The 15421-nt window shown below is 44.5% G+C and carries 14 protein-coding genes and 1 pseudogene; 5 read left to right on the top strand and 10 right to left on the bottom strand.

The annotated features are described in order from the left end of the window. Window positions 1–163: 163 nt before the first annotated feature. The 9 genes and pseudogenes from glpK to ACTRDR_RS13930 all read right to left on the bottom strand — a co-directional run bounded on the left by glpK (window position 164) and on the right by ACTRDR_RS13930 (window position 10989). A complete protein-coding gene (glpK, locus tag ACTRDR_RS13970; protein WP_440528199.1) occupies window positions 164–1687 on the bottom strand; it encodes a glycerol kinase GlpK in 1524 nt (507 codons plus the stop codon). A gap of 121 nt (window positions 1688–1808) precedes the next feature. Beyond that, window positions 1809–2186, bottom strand: a complete 378-nt coding sequence (locus tag ACTRDR_RS13965) for a DUF1667 domain-containing protein (RefSeq protein WP_440528197.1) — start codon at window positions 2184–2186, stop codon at window positions 1809–1811. A gap of 19 nt (window positions 2187–2205) precedes the next feature. After that, a pseudogene (locus ACTRDR_RS13960) lies at window positions 2206–3189 on the bottom strand (NAD(P)/FAD-dependent oxidoreductase); the annotation flags it as partial. Continuing rightward, the gene (locus ACTRDR_RS13955) at window positions 3182–4741 is read right to left on the bottom strand and encodes an NAD(P)/FAD-dependent oxidoreductase (protein ID WP_440528196.1); all 1560 of its coding nucleotides are present in this window, start codon (window positions 4739–4741) and stop codon (window positions 3182–3184) included. The pseudogene ACTRDR_RS13960 and the gene ACTRDR_RS13955, both read right to left, overlap by 8 nt. A gap of 220 nt (window positions 4742–4961) precedes the next feature. Then, on the bottom strand, window positions 4962–6074 hold the full coding sequence (locus ACTRDR_RS13950; protein ID WP_440528194.1) for a Fic family protein: 1113 nt from the start codon (window positions 6072–6074) through the stop codon (window positions 4962–4964). A gap of 140 nt (window positions 6075–6214) precedes the next feature. Then, window positions 6215–7942 carry a glycoside hydrolase family 13 protein gene (locus ACTRDR_RS13945; protein WP_440528193.1) on the bottom strand — a complete coding sequence of 576 codons (1728 nt, stop codon included), beginning with the start codon at window positions 7940–7942 and terminating at the stop codon, window positions 6215–6217. 15 nt (window positions 7943–7957) lie between these two features. Beyond that, complete coding sequence (locus ACTRDR_RS13940; RefSeq protein ID WP_022153078.1) at window positions 7958–8803, bottom strand: sugar ABC transporter permease; 846 nt, start codon at window positions 8801–8803, stop codon at window positions 7958–7960. A 7-nt stretch (window positions 8804–8810) separates the two neighbouring features. Next, window positions 8811–9701 carry a carbohydrate ABC transporter permease gene (locus ACTRDR_RS13935; protein ID WP_440528191.1) on the bottom strand — a complete coding sequence of 297 codons (891 nt, stop codon included), beginning with the start codon at window positions 9699–9701 and terminating at the stop codon, window positions 8811–8813. Between the two features lie 37 nt (window positions 9702–9738). Further along, window positions 9739–10989 (bottom strand): extracellular solute-binding protein, encoded by a 1251-nt coding sequence (locus ACTRDR_RS13930; protein WP_440528189.1) that lies wholly within the window; start codon window positions 10987–10989, stop codon window positions 9739–9741. Between the two features lie 184 nt (window positions 10990–11173). On the opposite strand from ACTRDR_RS13930, the gene ACTRDR_RS13925 reads away from it, so the two are divergent. After that, window positions 11174–12202: a LacI family DNA-binding transcriptional regulator gene (locus ACTRDR_RS13925; RefSeq protein WP_440528187.1), complete on the top strand. Its 1029-nt coding sequence runs from the start codon at window positions 11174–11176 to the stop codon at window positions 12200–12202. A gap of 116 nt (window positions 12203–12318) precedes the next feature. Here the strand turns inward: ACTRDR_RS13925 and ACTRDR_RS13920 are convergent, their stop codons facing one another. Further along, window positions 12319–12741 carry a type IV toxin-antitoxin system AbiEi family antitoxin domain-containing protein gene (locus ACTRDR_RS13920; protein WP_227062857.1) on the bottom strand — a complete coding sequence of 141 codons (423 nt, stop codon included), beginning with the start codon at window positions 12739–12741 and terminating at the stop codon, window positions 12319–12321. Window positions 12742–13296: 555 nt separating this feature from the next. Between ACTRDR_RS13920 and ACTRDR_RS13915 the strand changes: the two genes are divergently transcribed. The 4 genes from ACTRDR_RS13915 to ACTRDR_RS13900 all read left to right on the top strand — a co-directional run bounded on the left by ACTRDR_RS13915 (window position 13297) and on the right by ACTRDR_RS13900 (window position 15273). After that, on the top strand, window positions 13297–13509 hold the full coding sequence (locus ACTRDR_RS13915) for a PF20097 family protein (protein WP_440528186.1): 213 nt from the start codon (window positions 13297–13299) through the stop codon (window positions 13507–13509). Between the two features lie 29 nt (window positions 13510–13538). Further along, complete coding sequence (locus ACTRDR_RS13910) at window positions 13539–13886, top strand: hypothetical protein (RefSeq protein ID WP_117497714.1); 348 nt, start codon at window positions 13539–13541, stop codon at window positions 13884–13886. A gap of 33 nt (window positions 13887–13919) precedes the next feature. Next, window positions 13920–14945: a VanZ family protein gene (locus ACTRDR_RS13905; RefSeq protein ID WP_440528185.1), complete on the top strand. Its 1026-nt coding sequence runs from the start codon at window positions 13920–13922 to the stop codon at window positions 14943–14945. 163 nt (window positions 14946–15108) lie between these two features. Beyond that, window positions 15109–15273, top strand: coding sequence for a hypothetical protein (locus ACTRDR_RS13900; RefSeq protein ID WP_440528184.1), 165 nt, complete (start codon window positions 15109–15111; stop codon window positions 15271–15273). Window positions 15274–15421 lie beyond the last annotated feature (148 nt).

The following is a 15421-nucleotide window of genomic DNA, read 5'->3' as shown; positions in this document are numbered from 1 at the left end:
TCCATTTCTCCGTTTGGAGAAACTCCGATGCACTCAACAGGCTAAAGCCCATAAATATAATGTCTGGGTTGCAAGATAACCTTTCACCCAGACATCATAATACCACAGTACTTTATTACATTACAAGTTTGCTTTGTCAAAAAATACCATAGTCATATAGAATTTATACCTCATCCTCTGCCCATGCAAGAGCACATTTCACTGCACGATGCCAGCCCTTTAATAACTGTCGCCGTTGTTGTTCCTCCATCTGCGGTGCAAAAGAAGCTCCGATCTGCCAGTTCTCACGGATCTCATCACGATTCTTCCAATAGCCTACCGCAAGTCCTGCCAGATAAGCCGCTCCCAGAGCCGTCGTCTCGATACATGCCGGACGGCGTACCTGGGTGTTGACGATATCTGCCTGAAACTGCATAAGGAAGTCATTGGCACTGGCACCGCCGTCCACTTTCAGACTCTTTAAATCAATGCCGCTGTCCTTCTCCATGGCTTCCAGCACATCTGCTGTCTGGTATGCAATGGATTCCAGCGTGGCGCGGATGAAATGCTCCTTGGTACAGCCTCTGGTAATGCCAACAATCGTACCTCTGGCATACTGATCCCAGTAGGGAGCTCCCATGCCTGCAAATGCCGGAACGATATAGACCCCTGCGGTATCCGGTACATGCTCCGCATACTCCTGGGACTGTGCGGAGGTCTTAAGCATACGCATACTGTCACGAAGCCACTGGATCCCGGCACCGGCCACGAACACGCTGCCCTCCAGGGCATACTCTACGTTTTTGCTCGTACTGGCGGCAATGGTGGTCAGCAGACCGGAACGGGAAGTAATGGCTTCGTGTCCGGTGTTCATTAATAAGAAGCAGCCGGTTCCGTAAGTGTTTTTCACTTCTCCCTGCTCAAAGCAGCACTGCCCGAACAGCGCCGCCTGCTGGTCTCCCGCTGCACCGGCAATAGGAATCTCGCCGCCCAGAACGGACGCATCGGTCTTGCCGTAGATCTCACTGGAACAGCACACCTTCGGCAACAGACTCTCCGGGATGTTGAAGCGCTTCAGGATTTCCTGATCCCAGCAGAGGTTATGAATATCGAAAAGCATGGTTCGGGAAGCATTGGTATAATCCGTCACATGTACGGCGCCCTTGGTCAGATTCCAGATCAGCCAGGTATCCACCGTACCGAAGAGTAACTCTCCTCTCTCTGCGCGTTCTCTGGCTCCGGGAACATTATTCAGAATCCAGGCGATCTTCGATGCACTGAAGTAGGCATCGGGAATCAGTCCGGTCTTCTCCCGGATGATTTTGTCAAAACCGTCTTTTTTCAATTCCTCGATCATATCGGAAGTCCGGCGGCACTGCCATACAATGGCATTGTATACCGGTTCTCCGGTATTTTTATCCCAAAGGATCGTCGTCTCACGCTGGTTCGTGATGCCGATGGCTTCAATCTGGTCATCGGTGATACCCAGGACTGCCATGCTCTCGATCGCCACTCCCAGCTGGGAGGACCAGATCTCCATGGGGTTATGTTCTACCCAGCCGGGCTGGGGATAGATCTGTGTGAATTCCTTCTGTGCCATAGAGCAGATGTTACCCTGCTTGTCAAACAGGATGCAGCGGGAACTGGTGGTTCCCTGATCCAACGCCATGATGTATGTTTTCTTCTGTGTGTTCTGTATATCTCCCATTCTGTTATGTAACCTCCCGTTGTTCGTTCTGGGCTGTGTCCATAACACATCCCAATTGTATCATTGGGATATATTGCGTCCATTGCCCCAATATACTATATCCTATAATATTCACCCTCAGTCACCCACGAAACGACCGGGTTGCCACTATATTGACACCTGTGTCAGCCACATTTTCCAAGATGATATCTCCTACATGGATGGGTGCCGCTACAGTGACCTCTGCCAGTGCTTTCATGCAATCGTCAATCTTCCCTTTCGGAATATCCGATGCGGTCTTCACGGATACCACAGCATCCGGATATCCTGTCACGCATACGGTGGATGTCACAATACGCGTAGGGTTGGTCACTTCCTTCTCTCCGTAGGCTGCGCCTCTGGGACAACGGTTACCGGTCACTGTGACACTACTGTCAGCTGCGATAGTCACGGTCAGAGCACACCCTACCGGACAGCAGATGCAGGTCAATTCTTTTTGTGTTGTATTCTTCTCTGCCATCGTCTCACCCTCTTTTCTGTCGGATATATTCCACTGCGTAGTTTCCAGCCTTTTCCGCTTCTGCGGATACATGGTCTACCAGTTCATGGACATGGAGCACATTGCCGCAGGCAAAGACGCCGGGGATACTGCACTCCAGATTCTCTCCCACTATCGGTCCTCCGGTCTTGCCGTCCATATCTGCTCCTAAGCCCCTGGTCAGTTCGTTCTCCGGGATCAGCCCACAGGATAACAACAGCGTATCACAGGGAACCTCCCACTCGGATCCGGGGATGGGTTTTCCATTATCGTCCACTTTTGTCAGGGTCACTCCCTCTACACGGTCTCTGCCGTGAATCTGTGCCACGGTAGTATTCAGATACAGAGGGATGTTGAAATCGTCCAGGCACTGGACAATATTACGCTTCAATCCGCCGCTTTGGGGACGAAGCTCTGCCACGCACTGTACCTTGGCACCTTCTAACACCATACGTCTCGCCATGATGAGTCCGATATCACCGGAACCCAGGATGACTACATTTTTACCGGGCATACGTCCGCGGATGTTCACATAATACTGCGCAGTTCCGGCGCTGTAAATACCTGCCGGTCTGCTGCCGGGGATGTTTAACGCACCGCGGGAACGCTCTCTGCAGCCCATCGCCAGGATCACGGTCTCTGTCTCGATCTCCAACAGCCCGTCCTCTTTGTTCATGGCGGTGACTTTCTTGCGTCCGTCGGAAAGCAGGGAAATATTTGTTACCATGGTATTCAGCAGATAAGGGATTTTTGCTTCTTCTGCCATGTCAATATAGCGTTCCGCGTATTCCGGTCCGGTCAGCTCCTCCTTGAAAGTATGCAGACCGAAACCGTTGTGGATACACTGGTTCAGGATACCTCCCAGCTCTCTGTCACGCTCTAAGATCAGCACTTTTTCACAGCCTGCTTTTCTCGCAGACAGCGCTGCTGCCAGTCCTGCGGGACCTCCTCCGATGATGACAATGTCTTCTGTACGTTTACTCATGGAGTGCCTCCTTTCCGACAGGCTCCTGTGTCCTCTTCCATGTTCCGCCCTCTCCGGGTGCGGTGTCTTTATTTTTACCGACCAGAATCTCTGAACCGGTTCCTTCTTTAGTAATCTGTGCCGGATCGAGGTGCAGTTCTCTGGACAATATCTCCAGCGTCTTCGGGGAACAGAAGCCCGCCTGGCATCTTCCCATGCCGGCTCTGGTGCGGCGCTTGACGCCATCCAAGGTCGTTGCTCCCACCAGGCGGTGAATGGCTGACAGAATCTCTCCCTCCGTCACCAGTTCACAACGGCAGATCACATTGGCAAAAGCAGGATTTTCCCGGATCAGGGCTTCTCTCTCCTCTTCCGTGGCAAGTGCCATACTGGGAATGCCTTTTCTGGTGTCAATAAAATCCGCCTTACGTTCTGCAGGATAAATATTTTCAACAATCTGTGCCACATACTCACCGATGGCGGGGGCACTGGTCAGTCCCGGGGATTCGATTCCCGCTACATCGATAAAGCCTGGATGCCCTGCTGCCTCTTCGATGAGGAAATCCGATTTTTCCGCAGGATCTGCGTGCACCAGATGAGCACGCAGTCCGGCAAAAGAAGTGATCGTCTGTCTGCCGTCCAGAGCATCCACACTGTTGCTTCCCAGGTTCAGGACCTTCGCCAGTCCCTCTGCCGTGGTGTCCACATCCTGCTTATCCGGAATGTCCTCCGCTGTCGGACCTACCAGCAGATTTCCATGGACAGTAGGAGTTACAAGGATACCTTTACCCATTTTAGAGGGCTGTTGGAAAATAGTGGAATTTACCAGATCACCACAATTTTTGTCCATCAGACGATACTCGCCTCTGCGAGGCACGATGCGGATCTTCTCTTCACAGATCATATTGTGAATTTCATCCGCATAGACACCTGCCGCATTGATGACGATGGGGGCCTCGAATATTTCACCATCCACCTGCACCTGATACATCCGTCCTTCCTTCGCAGGCGGGTTCTCGGTCCATACCGGTCTCTGTTCCACGATAGCTGTCACCTTGTGGTCACGATAGAACTCTACGCCGTTTTCCGCCGCATTTTCCGCCAGGGCAATATTCAGTCCGAAGGGACATACGATGCCGCCGGTGGGTGCATACAATGCTCCCACGATATTCCGGGAAACCGCCGGCTCCATCGCCCATACTTCCTCCGGAGACAGAAGCTTCAATTCTTTTACCCCATTCTCTATGCCGCGTCTGTACAGTTCTTCCAGTCCGGGCATGCCATCTTCTTCAAAGCACAGTACCAGGGAACCGTTCCTGCGAAACGGGAAGTCCAGCTTCTTCGACAGTTCCTCCATCATTTCGTTGCCCCGGACATTTAATTTTGCCTTAAGGGTTCCCGGCACCGCATCATACCCCGCATGCACAATGCCGCTATTTGCCTTGGAAGTGCCTTCGCAGACATCGCTTTTCGCCTCCAATACAGCGATCCTACGCTTTCCCATCGCCAGTTCCCTGGCGATGGCGCATCCACTGACTCCGGCGCCGATAATGATCACATCATAATCCTTCATAACCTCGCCCTGCCTTTCCTATATTTATATGATGTCGGACAAAAGTCCCCGCCTTTGATGCCTACGAATTGTTTCGTGCTACGCACTCCCACAATTCTACCCAATATTCGCATATCGTGGGATTATCATCCCACTTTTATGCTCATATCGGGGCGGATCCCAAGGTCTTTCACCCGCTTATGAGCAAGCTCATGCGGGTTTAGACCTTTTGACCCTGGCATCATATAAATTTGTATTTTCCTTTTCCGTATCCTTTTACAGGTTCAATAATTTCCGATTCCACTAGTAATTTCAATAGTTCTGAGGCTCTGGATGACTTTAATCCCGTTACTGTTTCCACAATGCTTCTTCCGAAAATTTCTGTGGTGCCACATTTTTCCCATAATAAAATAATATTATTTAGCGTTTTTTCCGTAATTTGCGGTAAACGTTGTTGTAATTTTATACAAATGTCCGCTTTTTCTTCTTGAATGTCCGCTTTTTCTTCTTGAATGTCCGCTTTTTCCGCCTTGGAAAAAATCCCGCTGATATGCATATCCCGGTTACGGAGTTCATTTTTCTCTCCTAGAAGCAGATTACGCAAAAAAAGTTCCAAATACTCCGTTGTTTCATGAACCCCCATTTTTAGATCATTATAATTCGCCCTGACCAACGCATTGCGAAAATACCATGCGTTTTCTGCAAATATATCATTACTGGCTTCAAAGCCCAACGTTCGGATATACTTAATGAAAAACACTGCCGTAGTTCTGGTATTTCCTTCTGCAAAAGCATGGATCTGCCACAGTCTGGAGACAAATACCGCCAGATGCCGGATCATTTCCCCTATGTTCAGTCCCTTATAGCTAAATGCTTTTTCTTCCGAAAAATCATATTCCAACGTTGCCCAAAGTTCAGAAGCACTCCCATATACTACCGATGCTCCATCCAGCACCCATTCTTTTTTTGTAATATTGTAATCCCTGATTTTACCTGCATGTTTATAGATTCCGGTAAAAAGCTTTCGATGAATCGACAGATATTCATTCGGTGTAAAGCTAAAGGCTCTCTCCGACAAAATCTGCGCAATTCTCACAGAAACCTTGTCTGCTTCCTCCGTTCGGTCATTCCGGTTCTGCTTCGGGTTTTCCCGATAATAACTATTTAAAAGATCTCCGGCCTCTTCCAGCGTAATAAGTCCATCGATATTTTTTACTGCTGTCTCCAGAAGATAGTCTGACGGTTTTAATCCATCTACCGCCTGCAGTCCTATTGCCGTACTCCAGGCATATCCCTTATCTCTTTTATTCGGTTCCACCTGTCTGATATATTCTTTAAAAGGATCTCTATCCATAGGTTTCCCTCCGTCTGTGTCTCTTTTTATTTTACCATATCCCGCGGGAAAACACGACCGAAAACTAGCAACACTCTGTGTAAAATGTAGTCGAAAAAACCGGACAGCGATCGCTCACCATCCGGTCTCTTATTATTGTTCTATTTTTCTTCTATAATCGCATATCCCATACTTCCAAGCTTTCCGGCTTCATAGGATTCACTCAAAAGCACGCTGCCCTTTCCCAAATACTCCCGCAGATCAATCGTTGTACTGCCATTATTGAGACAGACTGTAATCTTGTGATCTCCCCAGGTTCTCTGATAGATATATCCTCCGTCATGATCCATATATCGCAGAGTGTAATCTCCATAGGTCAGCTCCTCATGTTTTTTACGAATAGCAATCAGCCGGGAAAAGAAATCATCCTCTCCATCCTGCACCTTTTCCCAGGGCATGGGCCCCCGCAGTGTTGTCTCGCTGCTGCCGTCCATTCCCAGTTCATCCCCATAGAATACGCAGGGGATTCCGGGAGAGGTAAACAGGAACACCTCTGCCAGCCGGAATCTTCGCAGGTCTCCCTCGCAGTACGACAGGAACCGGTTGACATCATGGCTGTCTAACAGGTTTAACTGCCCACGCAGCATTCCGGTACGATATCGCAGTAGCATCTTCACGATACGATCATGAAATTCCTCTGCGGAAATTTTCCGAAGGGCAAAGAAATCACGACAGTTCTTCCGGAAATCATAATTCATGGTGGAATCAAACATGTCTCCGTTCAGCCAGGTCTCCGAGCTCTCCCATATCTCCCCTATCATAACACTCTCCGGATTTTCCTCATGAGCAGCCCTACGAAAGTCTCTCCAAAATCCCCGATCCACTTCATTTGCCACATCCAGACGCCAGCCATCCACCTTAAATTCCCGAATCCAATAACGGCATACTTCCATAAAATAAGCTCTTTCCTCCGGATTAGAAGAATTCAGCTTCGGCATCTTCCGCTCATAAGCGAAACAACTGTATGTCGGCTTTTCTTCTTCCGTTTCCGGGCGTATCACCGGAAACTGCAGTCGATAAAACCAGTTGGCATATTCGGAGCTTTCTCCTTTTTCCACCACATCGCTAAACTGCGGGAAATACCAGCTGCAATGGTTGAACACACCGTCAATGACAATGTGCATTCCTCTGTTGTGAATATCCTGCACCAATTTCCGGAACTCTTCGTCCGTTCCCATATTGGGGGACACATGAAAATAGTCTAGCAGGTCGTATTTATGATACTCTCCCGCCGTGAATACCGGGTTCAGGTAGATACAGTTGAATCCCAGCTTCTGAATATAATCCAGATTCTCCCGGATCCCCTGTATGGTTCCGCCCAAACGGCTTTTCAACCGGATGCCGTTCTGCCATTCCATCTCTTTTCCCTGTCCTACGATCTCGCGGTGTCCGCTGGCAAAGCTGTCCGGGAAAATATTGTAAACGATTGCCTCCCGGAACCACTTCGGTTCCTCACAGATCTCTTCTCTGCGGATAAACGGATACTGGTAAAATTCGCTTCTCTCTACCGGAAGATATTTTGCGCAGATATCTGCATAATAGAACCTCGTCTCTTCCGGGTCTTTCAATTCAAAATAGTAGCATACCCTGTCATACGGAGTCTCAAAAGTTGCATCATAATAGTCAAAATGCATATCCGACAGTATCTTCTTCATGTACACTGCCGTAAACACAATAGGGTCACCGGGTTGTACGCGGTCTCCGTACCACAGAACACAATCTGTCAGATTATCCTTCGCCACCCGGATACGAATTGTAAGATTCATCTCACTGTTTGCAAATGCATACTGCGACAGCGGTATATGTAAAATTGCTTCTTGTAAAATCATAAGTTCCTCCTGCTTTTAACCTTTGACACCTCCCGAAGACAGTCCCGATACCATATATTTCTGCACCAGGAAAAACAAAATCAATACAGGAAGTGTTGTCAGAATTGCCGCTGCCGAAAAAAGCGGCCAGTTACGCGTATAGTCCGTAGCCTGCAGAGAATACAGCGCTACCGCCAGTGTGTTTTTCTCCGCGCCTGACAAAAAGACTGTGCTGAAAATATATTCATTCCACACATAGATCACCACCAGAACAGAAGAGATGATGATGCTTGGCCTTGCCAGCGGCATGACGATCTTCGTGATCAATTGTCTGTCATTCACACCATCAATTCTCGCTGCATCCTCGATAGCCTCAGGAATACTGTCAAAATATCCCTTCATATTCCAGAAAACAAAAATCGCCATACTTCCCGCATAGATAAATACCAATCCCATATAAGAATTCAACAGATTCAGAGTCTTGATAATCCGATAAATTGCAAACATGGAGAGAATTGCCGGGAACGCATTTAACACCAGTAAAATATATAAAGTCCTCTTCCGTCCGACAAACCGCATTCTGGAAAATACATACGCAGCCGGCACAGCCACCAGCATAGTTAGCAGAACGGTCAGTGCGCTTAGCAGAAGACTGTTCACAAACCATCTCCCAAAAGGTCTCTCCGTCAGGATCGTAATATAGTTATCCATAGTGATTGTCTTCGGCAAAATATGAAATTCTGTGGAAATAATACTGTTACTCCCACTGATAGATATGCTGAATGCATACAGGATAGGAATCAGTGTCAGGAAAGAAAGTAAAATGAATCCTATATTCAGCAATATCAGCTTTACTTTTTCTTTAATTTTTTTCCCTGTCATATTCCCCTCACTGTTCCGAGATTGAAAACTCTCTTCGGTTCATGGTCTTGTAAAGCACCAGTATAATCAAAAATACAATAAACGCCACAGCGGATGAATATCCATAGTTACTGGTAATAAACGCTTTTTCATATACATAGGTGATTACCGTATTAATATCTGCACCAGTCTTCGAACCGGTCTGCATCGTCATCAGATACACAATGTCAAACTGCTTAAACGCCGTGAATGTAGCCATAATGATCACCGGCATCAGAATGGGAAGGATCTGCGGAATGGTCACATAGAAATGTTTTTTCCAAAATCCCGCACCATCTAATTCCGCACTTTCATAGATATTCCGGTCAATACTCTGCATGGCACCGTCCATCATCGTGAACATATACGGAACTCCCAGCCACAGGTTCACCACCAGACAACTGATAAATGCCATACCGTTTGTGGACAGAAAATTTACCGGTTTGCCTCCAATCTGTTTCAGTATCTGATTAAACAGTCCGAATTCTGTATTAAAGATTCCCATGCGCCATAACAGAATTGATACATATGCCGGCATCGCCCAGGGCACGATCAGCAGAGTCTTGTAGACCCTTCTCAGTTTTAATCCCTTCGCATTCAGCCCAACGGCAATGAAAAAGCCAAAGATCAACTGTAATGCCATACTGGATACAGTCCATAATAGAGTCCGTAAAAAAGCAGGAAGAAATCCGGAATCAAAAGCCAGCAATGCCTTTTTGTAATTGTCCAGTCCAACAAAATGATAATCCTTCCAATGATAAATACTCATATTGGTAAAGGATATTTCTACGGTATACAATAAGGGCACCACAATCATCAACCCTACAATGATCAGAAACGGCATACTGTAGAACCATGCTTTCTTCTTTCCTCGTTTCATCCTGCTTTCACTCCTTACCTGTCATTACATCTGCAAATTACTGCATTGCAGAAATCTGTTCCAAAGCTTCCTTCTGATGTGCATCGCATGCCGTCTGCACATCCTCTCCACGCTTATTCACTGCTGCCAGCAGGTCATCTGTCACTGACCACATCACATCCATTTCCGGAATGTTGGGCATAGGTACTACATTGTTTGCCATAGTCTTCAGCGCCATGATCATTTGGTCCTCTGACACAGATGCATCTTCATAAGCTTTACTGTTGGCAGGTGCACAGCTTGCGGCATTTGCCAGTGCCACACCGGTCTCCTTGGATCCAAGTACCTTCAACACTTCTGCCAACGCCTCCTTTTTCGTCTCTGCTGCATGCTTCAGTACATGAACGCCCTGTACTCCGGAAAAAGGTGTCAGAGATGTGCCGTTCGGCAGGACCGGCATCGGCGCAATTCCTAAGTCAATACCGGCTTCTTTGATACCCGGTACCAGCCAGGGACCTCCGATAGTACTTGCTGCTTTTCCTTCCGTAAACAGAGTTGTCACGGTATTGTACTCACCATCTGCCGGCATATATGACACAAACTGCTTATGATATTCCATAGCTTCTACCGTCTGGGGCAGATTCAATCCCGGCTCTCTGTTCTCATTGATCAGATAACCGCCAAAGCCCTGGATCCAGGCTGCTGCATTATAGGAAGTGGAATGCTGCTCGACAAATACATACTGATCTGCCGTGGTCTCATTCTTCATAAGTTCCAACAGTTCATCCGTGGTCTCCGGTGCAGTCTCCATCAGATCCTTATTGTACAGAAACAGCAATGCTTCATAGTACAACGGTAATTGATATTTGTCTCCCTGATACTCCCCGGCGCTTAACGTCATAGGAAGGAAATCCGCCAGATCATCCTCCGTCAACACATCGGTAATCGGAGACAGGATTCCCATCTGTGCAAAGGTACCTACTTTATCATGTGCCCACATAAACATATCCGGCGCACTTTCCTGATCGTCACCCACTAATTTTAAGGCATCCGACATATTTTCTTTTCTTTCAAAAGTGACTACAATCTCCGGTGCCAGTGCATCGACCTGCTTCTGTAACGTATCGGCAATAGTGGCATCCGCACAATGCCATACGGTAATATTCACCGGTTCTGTCGTCTGCGTATTCTGATTTTCCGTTGTCGTGGTTACATTACTTTCTGTATTTACGGTTGCCTCTGATCCGCATCCGCTTAACATGGATACTACTAAAAGTGAACTTAGCAACATTGCAATTTTTTTCTTCATAGCTTCCTCCTTTTGATAAAACGTTTTTCTACTTTTATAAAACACAGCGCTATGTTTAAAAAGTATTGAATCTTCTTTGCGAATTCGATATACTAAAAATAGCAGACCGCCTGCGAAATAGCAACGAAACAGCCCATAAAAAATGCACAAATTACGCAAACGTTTTACCAATGGAGGATCTCAGATGGCAGCAACAATCAAGGATGTAGCCAAAAAGGCCAATGTATCTATTTCCACAGTCAGCCGAGTACTGAGCAATCAGATGCATGTCTCTTCTTCCACTTATAAACGAATCCAGGATGCCGTAGCCGAATTGAATTACATTCCCAATTCTTCCGCGGTATCCCTGGTTAAAAAAAGCAGCACAACTGTCCTCTATGCTGACAGTTTTTACAAGGGACGCCCCTACGAGAATCCCCATATGTTCGACATTATCTCCGGTTCATCCCATGAATTACGCAAAAAAGGATATTTTCTCGGCTTATTGGATCTAGATTGTTCCAAAGAAAAAGCCGAAGAGCAGATCATCAACGCCATACAATCTAAAAAAGCAGATGGCATTCTGATCAACGGTTATTACGTAACTCCTGCAATTGAGAAAATACTATTAGCCACTGATTTCCCGCATATCTGTATCGGAAAACCCTCTTTCGACTCCATGCTGTCTTGGATTGACACAAATCATTCTCTGTCTTCCAATCTGGCAATCACTCACCTGGTCTCTCTTGGGCATAAAAAAATCGCCTTCGTCGGCGGTTCTGACAAAGACAATATTTACAGAGATCGTTTTCTGGGATATCGACTGTCTCTCGAGCGCAACAATCTCTCACCCCGAGATGCCTATGTCATCCCTACTTCTTCCAATCTGGAGGAAATCATCCAACATACCACGGAGCTTCTGCGACTACCGGAACCTCCCGACAGCATTCTGTGCTTTAACAGTCTTATCGCCGTCGGCGTCATCCAGGCAATCCGTCAGTTCCGCCTGCGCATTCCGGAGGACATTTCTATTGTCTCCTTCGACAATTACCCTTATGCACCTCTGATCACACCATCTCTGACTGTCGTGGATATTGATATGTACAGTCTTGGCACCCGTGCCGGAGCATCTCTGCTGAAAAAGATACAGAACCCGGAGATGCTGATCCAGACCTATACCGCCCTGCCACATTTGATTCAACGAGACAGCACGGTGTTACACAGTGAAACATAATATCCCTTATATTTTTTCCGCTAGTTCTACAAGGCCTGCTGTAATTTTGCTGACGCATTATCTTCTCTGTAACCCCTGCTCTTTTCCTGCTCAATCTGCTTTCGTATAGAAATCATTTATAAAATCTCCAATCTGATGGTTTCCATCACCATGTTTGTCTTTGGCAGTTCATATGCATATTCCATAATTTGTGTCATGTCCATTTTATGGATCAGCTTTCTATAGTTACTTATTATTTCTTTGTATAGATCAAAAGAAAATTTGCGCTTATTACGTATTAATTCAATCAGCAGTCTCTCTTCATTATAAATTGTTATATCCACTCCATCATACTCTATCGTTGTCTTCCCCATTTCAAAAGCATTACTGTTCTCATAAATCTGCTTCACCCGTACATCTTCAATTTTTCTATTACTTTTGGGCGTTGCGACATAATAATGATCCGGTATGGTGTCGGTCAGTCCATAATAATAAAATGCGCTGTTAAGTGTCAGTATTGCATTCGGATATTTTTTCATGATGATCTCTAATTCCGGCACATACCTATCCTCTGAATAGAGACCCTTTTCTGTTATAAATAGATGACCTTCCTGTATGTTTTTTTAATTTGATAATCTGTACCATATTTTTCCAGACATTCATGATATGATAATAACATATTCCCCTCCTGGTTTTAGCTATTGTAGGTAAAATATATTTTTTACCTGTTTCTATTTCAATATCATCATAACTTATTATATTTGTCCCTATTTACCTTTGTGTGTCTAATATCAAGACAGTATAATTATACATTTCACGAATTGCGTATGCAATTAGAAAATCAAGTAGTCCAAATTCAAATACAATCCTAAGAGGCTTTTCAGATAATCTGGAGAGCCTTTTTATATTTTTAGAAACGTTAAGTTATTATTTTGTTCTTGTGTCTATAAATATTATAATGTCTATACTTCATGTAGTTGTACATTTAAGGCAATGAATACACATCTTAGGTAATGTCTATGAACCATTTTTTCAACACCTCAATATAGAAAATATAATTTATATGTGTTAGACTACTGTTATACAAAATCAGAATTTCTAGGAGGTGAATCTGCATGAAATGTCCATATTGTGGTGAAGAAATGATAAGAGGATACCTAATGAGTTCACGAGACATTACTTTTGCAGTTGATAATCCGACAAAAGTTTTTCGCATTAAAAAATCGGACGATCTGGAATTGAGTAAAGGTTCAGGAGGAATCCCTCATTGTGAAGCTTATCGTTGTAGTAGTTGTAAGAAGATTTTGATTGATTATGCAAATAGATAAATCGATATATGCTCAAGGGGGTGGATTACATGAAAAAAATTATACCTTGGATGTTAGCGACAGCAGTAATTATGTTGGTGTTTCCATGGCTTGCGGTTACATTCATAAAAGGTGATGGCGGCATGGCAGTTTGCTTCATTCTGTTTTTTGCAGTGAATCCTATTTATGCAATTTGTTCCGGAGCATACGCCGGCAAGGACATAAAAATCTTTTGGCCACTACCAATTATTACAGCACTATTCTTTTTGCTTGGGACATGGCTGTTCTTTAGTATTGGAGAAAAAGCATTTATTTTATATGCGTTTGGATATTTGCTCTTAGGAATTGTAGCAGAGTTAATTTCCATGTTTGTAAAGAAAAAGATTTTAAGAGGTTAAACAAATCGGTATTTCTTGAGGGAAGGTGATAGTATGAATTATATGATAAAAGGTATACAATCACTTAAAGAATCGTTTTTCTTAGGTATCATAATTTATATTGTTATTTTTGTGTTGCTGTATCTTTTCAAAAAACGCAGAACTATCTCATGGAATTATATGTTTGAGGGAATATTCTGCATTTACTGCGTTACGCTTCTCAACCTAACGGGGATTTTCACACTAAGTTATAGTCTGAATGGTCCTTTCAATTATAATTTGCTTCCGTTTATTGGGAGTTCTATTGTCCCTATATTGCTTAACTTCGCTTTGTTTTTTCCTCTTGGTTTTTTGTTGCCGCTTATTTTTCGTTCCTGTAGAGGGAATTGGAAAAAGGTGGCGATTATTAGCGGTTTAATCTCATTCTTGATTGAACTATTACAGTTGTTTGGCGGCAGATATGCGGAAATGGAAGATTTTCTAATCAATACCTTGGGCGGATTTTCAGGCTATATTGTCTGTACCGCCATATGCGAAAGAAAGACAAATCGCCGAAAAGCAGTTGTTTCCATTGTTACACTATGTTTGACCCTTGCACTTTGTTTGATTGGAATTTATGCAGTGGGGGACAATGAAAAACAGCTACCGGATGGACTGTCTGCTGTCGAAAATAGCATTGCTGAAATCAATGTTTATTCTGAGGGAGAAGAACGGAGCATTAGCATTGATTCCTATCAATACCGCTCTTTTGCAAGTCAGATTTCCAATTGCGGCGGTCATTTGCTGGAAATCCAAAAAACTTCTGAAGGTGAAATTTGGAATGATACAGACTGCTTTATCGAGATTATATATACTGCTGACCAGACGATAAAGTTTGAAAATGCTGAGAATTTCTCCATTGAATGTGCTGACAGACTTTTATATAATGCCGACAAAAATGTTCTATATTGGGGTGAGGCAGGTTATCAGAACTGTTTGGACTATACAAAAATGAATGAAGAAATGCAGGCACATAAAGAAGAAATATTGAAAGGATATGAAGAGTTGTCTACTTCAATTCGTGATTGCTTTAACCAGTAACAATTTCAGCTTTCTGTGCGGGCTTTATGAAGGCGACCCAGTGGAGCAGGCAATAAGGAAGTGGAAATGCGGATAACTTCAAGTTTGGAGAATTGAGAAAATCGGAATTTTTAGAACAAAATATTTTATAAGATTAATGAGATTTTAAAAAGGAGGATTGGACATGAAAATTTTGAAAAGTATTCTTAATCATATTCCATTAGCCACGTTTATCATATTTGTGGTTACTGATGGTATTTTTTCTCTAACATCAGCATTAATTTTTGTTATTTCAACGATTGGTCTATTAATTAATTGGAAAAGGGAAAAAACAGAGATGAAGAATTGAGAAAATTCAAGTTTACAGAACTGAATCAAAAGAGCTCGAAGGAGCTCTTTTTCCTTTTTTGTAATAGTATCATTATGGTATAATAGAGACATTAAAATCGGGATTTGTGAGGGTAATTATGATAAAGTTTTTGAATGATATCAGGAAT

Origin of the sequence: Simiaoa sp. (assembly GCF_051972595.1) — a bacterium.
Lineage (GTDB): Bacteria > Bacillota > Clostridia > Lachnospirales > Lachnospiraceae > Acetatifactor > Acetatifactor hominis.
The sequence above is the reverse complement of the archived record's forward strand: the minus strand, read 5'-3'. Positions and strand labels throughout refer to the sequence as shown.

Excerpts from the sequence above, each read along its gene's own strand:
- ACTRDR_RS13940 (WP_022153078.1), bottom strand. The coding sequence starts at position 8,803 with ATGACAGGGAAAAAAATTAAAGAAAAAGTAAAGCTGATATTGCTGAAT.
- ACTRDR_RS13915 (WP_440528186.1), top strand. The coding sequence starts at position 13,297 with ATGAAATGTCCATATTGTGGTGAAGAAATGATAAGAGGATACCTAATG.
- ACTRDR_RS13965 (WP_440528197.1), bottom strand. The coding sequence starts at position 2,186 with ATGGCAGAGAAGAATACAACACAAAAAGAATTGACCTGCATCTGCTGT.
- ACTRDR_RS13925 (WP_440528187.1), top strand. The coding sequence starts at position 11,174 with ATGGCAGCAACAATCAAGGATGTAGCCAAAAAGGCCAATGTATCTATT.
- ACTRDR_RS13910 (WP_117497714.1), top strand. The coding sequence starts at position 13,539 with ATGAAAAAAATTATACCTTGGATGTTAGCGACAGCAGTAATTATGTTG.
- ACTRDR_RS13900 (WP_440528184.1), top strand. The coding sequence starts at position 15,109 with ATGAAAATTTTGAAAAGTATTCTTAATCATATTCCATTAGCCACGTTT.
- glpK (WP_440528199.1), bottom strand. The coding sequence starts at position 1,687 with ATGGGAGATATACAGAACACACAGAAGAAAACATACATCATGGCGTTG.
- ACTRDR_RS13905 (WP_440528185.1), top strand. The coding sequence starts at position 13,920 with ATGAATTATATGATAAAAGGTATACAATCACTTAAAGAATCGTTTTTC.
- ACTRDR_RS13935 (WP_440528191.1), bottom strand. The coding sequence starts at position 9,701 with ATGAAACGAGGAAAGAAGAAAGCATGGTTCTACAGTATGCCGTTTCTG.
- ACTRDR_RS13945 (WP_440528193.1), bottom strand. The coding sequence starts at position 7,942 with ATGATTTTACAAGAAGCAATTTTACATATACCGCTGTCGCAGTATGCA.
- ACTRDR_RS13930 (WP_440528189.1), bottom strand. The coding sequence starts at position 10,989 with ATGAAGAAAAAAATTGCAATGTTGCTAAGTTCACTTTTAGTAGTATCC.
- ACTRDR_RS13950 (WP_440528194.1), bottom strand. The coding sequence starts at position 6,074 with ATGGATAGAGATCCTTTTAAAGAATATATCAGACAGGTGGAACCGAAT.
- ACTRDR_RS13955 (WP_440528196.1), bottom strand. The coding sequence starts at position 4,741 with ATGAAGGATTATGATGTGATCATTATCGGCGCCGGAGTCAGTGGATGC.